1 pseudogene is annotated in these 1112 nt (G+C 48.5%); it reads right to left on the bottom strand.

The features are described from left to right. Positions 1-1112, bottom strand: a pseudogene (locus R8269_RS25665) (hypothetical protein); the annotation flags it as partial.

The raw sequence follows: 1112 nt of genomic DNA, 5'->3' as shown, positions 1-1112 counted from the left end.
ATTCGGATTGTAGTGACAATCAGTGCCCGTCGAAGATGGAAACGTACACGTACTGCTGTCGGCGGTCGTGTTCAGCACCAGTTTTTGGAAATCTAAAACAGGTGCGACAGGAGGAATGGTTTCCGTTGTGTCACTCTGGTTGCCGGCTTTTGCGGTGTTTCCATCGATATCACCAACAGCATCAGCGCGAACTTTCCCCTTTACGGTAAATTCGATCACTTCTTCAGGCGCAATATCGACCACCAAATCCAGATCATCGGTGGCATCGTATGGTTCGATGTAGGTGTCTTGCGTGCCACTGGTACCAACAGAGGTAAAGACGTGGCTGATTTCAGATTCTGAAAATGCCGATTTCGTTGTGTCACCAATAACTTCAACACGAACATTAGAGATGATGTCTTGAATCGCGGCCTCATCACGCCATACAGGTTCGGTGTTGGTCACCGTAAACTTATACACCACCTCATCTTCTGGTTTATAAGTATCTCCCGCTGCGTAAGGTTTACCAGCAATCGAAACGATCTCTTTGTTAACAGCTAGATTGCTGCCTTCCGGTGTCACGCGAGCTGTCGCGAAGTTCGTGCCGTCGTATTTCGGCGTCGAAGCAATTTGATCCAAAGCGTCTGGGCGAATACGTGACTTCATCACAAACTCAATCCAACCGCCCGGCGCAATGGATAGAACTGGAATATCGATATCCGCATTTGCACCACCAACAAAGCCGCCGATATCCGTCGTTGCTTCACCAGAAGTTTTCACGCTCACTTCCCATCCGTGCGCAGCAAACGCAGGTAAACTCTGCGCGTCTGATTCTCCAGCCGCATTTTGTGCCACTCGGACTTTGATGCTAGAGAATAACTCTTGCAGTGATTTGTTGTACTCCAGTCCTTTACCATTGTTTTGGAGGCGCAGACGGTACACGATATTTTCACCACTAGACGTGTGATTGTACGTCAGCTTTTCGCTCGATACAGACGAATCCGTGTACGCTTTATGGGATTTGCTTACCTCAGAAGGCAGCATGTTGGCTGGCTCAGCAACTAGGTTATGACTGTTATCGATAACCGCCACGTTTAAGATTTGGCCAACCGCTTTCTCGCTGATCTTTGCTT

The sequence above is a fragment of the Vibrio sp. Vb0667 genome (genome assembly GCF_033391095.1).
Note: the sequence above shows the minus strand (reverse complement) of the source record. Positions and strands in the feature narration are given on the sequence as shown.